The sequence below is a fragment of the Kocuria himachalensis genome (genome assembly GCF_054784195.1).
Genome location: NZ_BAAGPL010000060.1, coordinates 1 through 4177, shown reverse-complemented (window position 1 = coordinate 4177; position 4177 = coordinate 1). Strand labels below are relative to the sequence as shown.

Below are 4177 nucleotides of genomic sequence, written 5' to 3'. Positions count from 1 at the left end.
GGTGCTCGGGGTGGGCGCCAGCATCGGCGGGGCCGTCCTGCTGGGCGCGGCCGCCGCGCAGCAGGACGGGCGGTACCTGACGGGGGAGCCGGAGCGGTTCCAGTCCACCGGCTACGCCCTGATCACCCCCTCGGTGATCATCGATCCGGGCGAGGCCGGGATGCCCGGGGTGCCACCGGTCGGGGACCTGGCCGGCGTGCAGGTGCGCGTCACCCCGGTGGTCCCGGACCAGGCCATTTTCATCGGTATCGCCGAAGCCTCCGACGTCTCGACCTATCTGCGCGACGTGCCCCAAAGCCCTCTCGGGGACGTCTCCTGGAACGCGGCCGGCCCCCGGCCCGGGTCCCTGTCCTGGTCCGACGACGACGATGATCAGCGCACCACGGCCGGGACCCGGGTCCCGGCGGATCCGGCAACCCAGGACATCTGGGTGGCCTCGGCCTCCGGCGCCGGCACCCAGGAGCTCACCTTCGACCTGCAACCGGGCCAGTGGTCACTGGTGGTGCTCAACGCCGACGCGACCCGCCCGGTGTGGGTGGACCTGCAGGCCGGGGCCCGCACCGAGGTGCTCGGCCCCCTAGGTACCGGGTTGCTGAGCGCCGGTTTGATCGGGCTGGTGGCCGGGATCCCGCTGCTGCTGCTCGGGACCAGGGGACTGGGCCGCGACATCGACCCGGCCCGTCCCCGCCAAGGCGAGGGCCCCGGGGCCGCCCTGGCCCAGAACCCGGGACACGGCGGCCCAGCACCGTCCGCCTACCCGGTGCGGGTCACCGGGTTTTTGGACCAGCGGCTCTCCCGGGGATTGTGGCTGGTCAAATGGTTGCTGGCGATCCCGCACTTCATCGTCCTGGCCCTGTTGTGGGTGGCCCTGGTGGTGACCACGATCGCTGCCGGGCTCGCCATCTTGTTCACCGGCCGCTATCCGCGGTCCTGGTTCGTGTTCAACGTCGGGGTGCTGCGCTGGTCCTGGCGGGTGGGCTTCTACGCCTACTCCGCCCTGGGCACCGACCGGTACCCGCCGTTCACGTTGGCCGCGGCCGACTACCCGGCCGACTTCGACGTCGCCTACCCGGCACGGCTGTCCCGCGGGTTGGTGCTGGTGAAGTGGTGGCTGCTGGCGATCCCGCACCTGCTCATCGTCGGGGTCCTCACCGGCGGCACCGGCACCTGGGGCAACCAGTGGGACGAGACCGGGCAGGCGACCACCACGACCTGGGGTCCGTCGTTGCTGGGGGTGCTGGTGCTCATCGCCGCGGTGATCCTGCTGTTCACCGGCCGCTACCGCTACGGGCTTTTCGCCCTGGTGATGGGGCTCAACCGCTGGGTCTACCGGGTGAGCGCCTACGTGCTGCTGATGCGCGACGAGTACCCACCGTTCCGCCTGGACCAAGGACCCCTCGACCCACCGATCGACCGACCGTCGCCGGCGCCGGGTCCGGGGTCGGAAGACCGCGCACCGGAACAGCAGAACCGCCCACCATGGGAGGGTTGAACGGGAGGGCGCTGAGACGGGGCACTAGCCGTCAGTGGATTCGTCAGCCCGCCGCGCAGACCACACCACGAGGAGGGCGGCCGTTGTCCACATTCTGGTGGGCTGATGATCCTGCGGGCCGCGGCAGCAGGGTGGCCCCCGTGGTGAAGATCCTGTTCGCGGTCTTCCTCGGTGCGCACGGGCTCATCCATCTCCTGGGTGCCGCGAAGGGCTTGGGGATCGCTGAGATCCCACAGTTGAGCCGGCAGATCGATGCGCCGCTGGGCCTGCTGTGGCTGGTGGCTGCGGCCCTGCTGGGGGTGGCCGCGGTGTCCCTCTTCACCTCCCCGGCACGGTGGTGGGTAGTGGGTGCCGGCGCGCTCCTCGCCTCCCAGGCGGTGGTCATCACCTCGTGGGCCGATGCCCGGTACGCGACGATCGCCAACCTCGTGGTCCTGGCGGGCGTGGTGCTGGGATTCCTCGCGGAGGGACCCGGCAGCTTCCGGGCCCAGTACGCCCGCGACGTCTCAAGAGACCGCGCTGGGGCCCCCGCGACACCCTTGCTCACCGAAGCCGATCTCGGGCAGCTTCCTGCGGTGGTGCAACGCTACGTGCGGCTCAGCGGTGCCGTGGGACAGCCGCGGGTGCGGAACTTTCGGGCGCGCTTCCACGGACAGATCCGCAGCGGCCCGGACGCCACCTGGATGTCCTTCACTGGCCGGCAGGACAACTCCTACCACCCACCATCGCGCCTGTTCCTCATGGACGCTGTGCGGTTCGGCATCCCCGTCCAAGCGTTCCACCGGTTCATCGGGGCCTGGGCGACGATGCGGGTCAAAGTCGCATCGGTCGCGACCGTGGTCGACGCCCGAGGACCGGAAATGGACGAAGCCGAGACCGTGACACTGTTCAACGACCTGTGCGTGTTCGCCCCCGGGGCCCTGAGCGATCCCGGCATCAGATGGCAGGACATCGATGAGCACACCGTCAAAGCGTGGTTCACCCATGCGGGCCGCACCATCGGCGCGGTCCTGTTCTTCAACGACCGCGGGGAGCTGACGAATTTCGTGGCGGACGGACGCGGGGCCAGATCCGCGGACGGAAAATCGTTCACCACGATGCCCTGGTCGACCCCTGTGGCCGGCTATCGCCGGTTCGGGTCGCACCGGCTCATGGAACACGGCCAGGGCATCTGGCACGCACCGGCGGGGGACTATTCCTACCTGCGCTTCACCCTGGACTCCATCGAGTACAACGTGGCCGCACTGAGCACCCAGCACCGATGAGCGGCACCCCATCCGATGCCCCGGATGAGGCCCCGCTGCAGGTGACGGCCGCGCGCCGAGGCTGGGTACCCCTGGCGCGGAACCGGTTCTGGCTGATCGTCCCGATCCTGGTCCTTGACCTGGCGCTGACCGGCCGGCTTCCCCGACCCTTGGCGCCGGGCAGTCCAGGACCGGACATCCCGGGCTGGGTGTCGTGGAGTGAAACGGGTCTGCGGGTCGTGGTCCTGGGGGCCCCGCTGCTGATGCCCCTTTCCCTGCACGATCCCCGCTCCCGGCCGGTGCTTGCCGTCTACATCCTGGGGCTCACCAGCTATGCCGGGGCGTGGGCGGCGGTCGTGTGGGCACCCACCAGTGCGTGGAGCACCAGTGCTGTCGGTTTCACGGCCCTGGCGTGGACCTCGATCATCGTGTTCCTCGGGATCGGTCTACGCTCCACGCTGCACTTCGTCCCCCGATACCGGCCCTGGATGTACCTCGGGACGGCCATCTGCTTCACCGGTGTCCACACGCTGTCCCTGGGGCTCATCTGGGCCTGGTACTACTGACCCCGAGCGCACCGGCGTATCCGCAGGTCCTCCGCCCGGCGCACACGGTCCCGGCAGGGGCGCAGGCCACGACACCAGGGCCATCGCACCGTGCACCGAGCCTCCAACACTCCCGTCAACGGCGAAGCACCATCGGGTGACTGTCCGGCAGAGAGGTCGTGATGCCGGAGAGCGGCCGGGCCGACCACCGGCACACGGACAGCGCTACCGGCCTGTCGGTGGCCCACCGCGATGGGCGCCGGAGGCGTGGCTCGTGCCGCTCAGGGCCACCACCAGGGCGTAGACCACCGCGTTCCACCCCAGCACGGAGAACCCCGCGACCAGCTCGAGCCGGCGGGGCATCCCACCGGGATAGACCAGGGGGCCGAGGTAGTGCTCGATGAACCCGCCGGCATAGCCGGCCTCTCCGGCCAGGGTCCTGAATCTGTTCTCCAGCGGGGTCAGCGGACAGACACCGCTGAGCAGATTCACCAGGCAGGACCACAGGACCGAGGGCAGGTGGAACCAGAGAAGCCACCGCTTCCACAGCACCAGAAACCCGCCGAAGAGCGAGAAGAGCACGAAGAGGAAGTGGAAGGCCAGAACACCCCCGGCCAGAACACGCGCCCCCATGGGCCCCCCGCCTATCGATAGTGGCCCAAACCCGCGTCGATGCGCAGCCCGACCGTGCCTCGCCAGCATAGAAGCCGCCGCCGGAAAAGCACCAGCGTCTCGACGCCCAGCCGAGCCCACCGGTGAAGTGTGACACCGGTGCTGGGACCCTACCGGGGTGAGCCTGATACGGAAGGGCGGTGGTGGTCCTAGGCTGAGCAGTGAGTCCGGATAATGCTTCTTCCATCGAACGGCGCGGGAAGCGACGATGAGCTCACCCCACG

At 69.7% G+C, this 4177-nt stretch carries 4 protein-coding genes; 3 read left to right on the top strand and 1 reads right to left on the bottom strand.

What is annotated here, in order from left to right; translation table 11 throughout:
* The 3 genes from ACYVM4_RS18550 to ACYVM4_RS18540 form a co-directional block, all read left to right on the top strand.
* On the top strand, positions 1 to 1492 hold a 1492-nt coding region (locus ACYVM4_RS18550), incomplete at its 5' end, for a DUF4389 domain-containing protein (protein ID WP_460669510.1).
* Between the two features lie 83 nt (positions 1493 to 1575).
* Positions 1576 to 2757 (top strand): DUF6544 family protein, encoded by a 1182-nt coding sequence (locus tag ACYVM4_RS18545; protein ID WP_460669509.1) that lies wholly within the window; start codon positions 1576 to 1578, stop codon positions 2755 to 2757.
* Positions 2754 to 3302: a hypothetical protein gene (locus tag ACYVM4_RS18540; protein WP_460669508.1), complete on the top strand. Its 549-nt coding sequence runs from the start codon at positions 2754 to 2756 to the stop codon at positions 3300 to 3302. The genes ACYVM4_RS18545 and ACYVM4_RS18540 overlap by 4 nt, the downstream gene beginning before the upstream one ends.
* Before the next feature lie 204 nt (positions 3303 to 3506).
* On the opposite strand, the gene ACYVM4_RS18535 is transcribed toward ACYVM4_RS18540, so the two are convergent.
* Positions 3507 to 3914: a DUF2784 domain-containing protein gene (locus tag ACYVM4_RS18535; protein WP_460669507.1), complete on the bottom strand. Its 408-nt coding sequence runs from the start codon at positions 3912 to 3914 to the stop codon at positions 3507 to 3509.
* Positions 3915 to 4177: the final 263 nt, after the last annotated feature.